The sequence below is a fragment of the Actinomycetota bacterium genome, from assembly GCA_035540895.1.
In the GTDB taxonomy this organism is placed as follows: domain Bacteria; phylum Actinomycetota; class JAICYB01; order JAICYB01; family JAICYB01; genus DATLFR01.
The window spans coordinates 1-3,341 of sequence record DATLFR010000141.1 but is presented as its reverse complement, the minus strand read 5'-3'; the positions used below and the strand labels follow the sequence as shown (position 1 = coordinate 3,341).

At 71.7% G+C, this 3,341-nt stretch carries 4 protein-coding genes; 2 read left to right on the top strand and 2 right to left on the bottom strand.

What is annotated here, in order from left to right:
* Positions 1-1,074 (top strand): Zn-binding domain-containing protein (locus tag VM840_07990; protein HVL81515.1); only part of this gene is annotated, 1,074 nt, incomplete at its 5' end.
* A complete protein-coding gene (locus tag VM840_07985; protein HVL81514.1) occupies positions 1,075-1,542 on the top strand; it encodes a TIGR00725 family protein in 468 nt (155 codons plus the stop codon). It abuts the gene before it with no gap.
* On the opposite strand, the gene VM840_07980 is transcribed toward VM840_07985, so the two are convergent.
* Together VM840_07980 and VM840_07975 are read right to left on the bottom strand one after the other, a co-directional pair.
* Positions 1,539-2,345 (bottom strand): hypothetical protein, encoded by an 807-nt coding sequence (locus tag VM840_07980; GenBank protein HVL81513.1) that lies wholly within the window; start codon positions 2,343-2,345, stop codon positions 1,539-1,541. The two genes, VM840_07985 and VM840_07980, sit on opposite strands and share 4 nt — an antisense overlap.
* 2 nt (positions 2,346-2,347) lie before the next feature.
* Positions 2,348-3,341: hypothetical protein (locus VM840_07975; GenBank protein HVL81512.1), on the bottom strand; the 994-nt coding region annotated here is incomplete at its 5' end.

Sequence of the window (3,341 nt, the reverse complement as noted above, 5' to 3'; positions counted from 1 at the left end):
GATCAGTACTACGTCGAACACCCCGACGACCTGTTCGGCCGCCCCCACGAGGCGGCCCTGGTCAACGTGTCCAACCCGCACGTCCTCCGTCCCCACCTCGGGTGCGCCGCGTACGAGCTCCCGCTGACCGAGAAGGACGCCGGCATGTTCGGCCCTCGCACGTCCCAGGTGGTGGGGGAGATGCTCGCGGACGGCGAGCTGCGGGAGCGTCGGGACAGGCACTGGTGGGCCTCCACCCGTCCGCCCGCACCCGACGTCAACATCCGGTCGGCAGGGGGGCGTCCGTTCCGGATCGTCGAGCGGGAGACGGGGCGCCTGGTGGGCTCGGCGGACACGGCTCGCGCGTACCAGGAGCTGCACCCGGGGGCCATCTACCTGCACCAGGGCGAGACGTACCGGGTCGTCGACCTCGTCATCGAAGACCGGGTCGCGCTCGTGGGCCGGGCTCCCCGAAACGAGTACACCCAGGCCGGCGTCGACCACGACCTCGTCGTTCTGTCCGAGGACGCCTCCTCGGTGATCGGTCCGGCCGGGCTGCACGTCGGGTTGGTGGAGGTGACGGACAGGGTCACCGGGTACCAGCGCAAGCGCCTACCCGACCACATGGTGATCGAGCAGCACGATCTGGACCTCCCACCGCAGACGCTCGTCACGCGCGCCGTCTGGTACACGATCGACGAGGGGCTCCTGCACGGTGCGCTCGAGCCCCTCGGGGTTGACCTCGAGCTCGTGTTGGGCTCCCTGCACGCCGCCGAGCACGCCTCGATCGGCATCCTCCCCGTCTTCGCGATGTGCGACCGCTGGGACATCGGCGGGCTCTCCACCCCGCTGCATCCGGACACCGACATGCCGACCTGGTTCATCTACGACGGTCACCCGATGGGCGCGGGGATCTGCGACCACGCTTTCGAGGTGGCCTTCGAGCACCTGTCCGCCACGCGCGATCGCGTCGCGGCGTGCCCCTGCGAGGCCGGGTGTCCGTCGTGTGTGCAGTCCCCGAAGTGCGGGAACTTCAACGAGTACCTGCACAAGCAGGGAGCCTTGGCGGTCCTTCGCCTGCTCACGGGAGGCTAGATGCAGCGCCGGTACGTCGCCCTGTGCGGCCCCCACGACGCGAGCGACGAGGAACGCGCGCTGGCGGCCGAGGTGGGAAGGCTCCTCGCTGAGTCGGGGGCGGTCCTGGTGACGGGAGCGGGGACGGGCGTGATGGAGGCTTCGTCCCGGGCCGCCCACGAGGCAGGCGGGACGGTGCTCGGCTTCGTCGCCGGCGACAGCCGGGACGAAGCCAACGACTGGTGCACGATCGCCGTCCCCACCGGGATGGGCGAGGGCCGCAACGTCCTGGTCGTTCGAGCCTCGGATGCGGTGATCACGCTGGGGGGCGGCTGGGGGACCCTCTCCGAGATCGGGCTCGCGATGAAGATGGGACGCCCAGTCATCTCCCTGGGCGGATGGGAACCGCGGGTGCGCGGACGGTCCCCCGCCGGGATCCGGTCGGTGACCACCCCGGCCGAGGCGGTCCGCGCCGCCCTCCGCTGTTAGGACACCGTCTCGGCGACCTCGCCCAGGACGGCCAGCGGCTGGTCCCCCCTGAGGGTGTACCTCTGACCCTCGCGCCACCAGATGAGCTCGCCCGGCCACGGCCACGTATGGGGGCCCAGGGCGCGCCCCGGCTCCCGACCTACCGCGGTCGAGTCCCCCACCGCGAGCCCGCGGTAGGGGGGCCCGCTTGCCTGCGCGATCGCGTCGAGATCGGGTCGACCCGGAGCCTCCACCATGCGCAGCGACAACCCACCGCAGGAGAACAGGACCATCTCGTTCAACGGGTCGGGGAGCGTGGGCCCGATGCACAGGACGACCACCTCTCCCGGGCCCGAGCGCGAGACGAGGCGCTGTTCCCATCGAGGGTGACGTGGGAACTCGATCCGGACGTCCCCTCCCTCCTCCGCGACCGAGGCGTCGGACAGCTCCTCCCGCAGGAAGTCCGGCTCCGGACGGGCCGCGATCGGCCTCCTCACCGCCTCCGGCCAGGAGTAGGAGCCGACGATCCGCTGCTCGTCCGGCTCCACGTAGAGCCAGACCTCGGTCGAGACTGCCGCCACCTTCCCCGCCAGCTCCTCGGGGAACGGGACGCCGCCTGGGTACACGGTCCCGTCGACCCCGAGGAACCTGCCCCCGACCTGGACACGCCACACCTCGCCCGAACGCGCGCGGCGTCCCGTGTGGCGCTCGACATCGGCGGGGTCGGCGGGTGCGAACCCCAGGAGCCAGCGCGGACCGCGGGAGACGAGGCCTGCCCCGCCGCGCCAGGACTCGACGATCAGGGACGCCTGGAGCTCGTCCAACCTCAGGTCAGGACGCGGCTGCGCGTCAGGACGGCCCAGGCCGAGAACATGAACAGCCCTATAGCGGCCGGCAGGGTCCGCCGTCTGGCCTCCTCCGCCGCCTCGCGACGGTCCGCCACCCTGTCCTCGTCGCCCCAACCCATCTCGTCGCCCTCGCCGTCCTCCAGCTCGGCGATGTCGCCGTAGTCGAGGACCGTGGAGAAGGGGGCGTCCGGGACGGGAGCCGGCTTGGCGGACAGCCTCGGGAGCGGCTTCGCGGCGAGGGGGGTCCGAGCGCCGCCGCCCGGGACCCGGGGTCCCGTGCGTGTGGCCGGCGGCGCACCGTCCGGACCGGGCGTCGGCGCGGTCACCACACCCGGATCGATGGACCGGGGGCCGACGGTCGATGAGATCCCGGTGTCGGGCGTGACCACGCTGCGCCGTGTCGCGCGGACCCTGTACCAGTAGGCACCCGGCTCCGTGACGCTCACGAACACCTCGTTCTGCGGCGTGTCGAGCAGGCGCTTGAAGTCGTCGGCGTCCGGGGTCTCCGAGGCGCTGTCCGTGCGAGCCCGGTAGAGCGTGTACGTCCTGACGTCCGGCTCGTCGGACGCCGGCCAGCTGACGCTGTGTCCGGCACTGGTGGACGAGACGACCTTGGGCCGCCCGGGCGTGGACGGGGGGTTGTTCACCTTCAGGTCCCCCCGGGAGAAGGTCCTCTCCTGGGTGTTCCCGGTGACGGTGCGGATCCGGACGTACACCTCGAGCTTGTACCGGCCGTTGTACGGCGTGATCAGGATGGTGTCCCAATCGAAGCTGTAATCCTTCACCGCCGTGTCGGGCGGTCGTTCGGAGATCACGGGCCGGTTGTCGTTGGGGTGGGGGACCTCGCTGGGCTCCTCGCTCAGGATCCGCAGCTGCACCTGGTCGAGACGTTCACCCGCCCCCGTCGCCTCGGCCCGGAAGCTCACCTTGTTCGAGCCGACGAGGACCGCTCCCTGCCGGGGGGTGCAGTCC

What these genes read in the sequence shown, in the direction of transcription:
- VM840_07985 (HVL81514.1), top strand. Translation starts at nt 1,075, where the DNA reads ATGCAGCGCCGGTACGTCGCCCTGTGCGGCCCCCACGACGCGAGCGAC.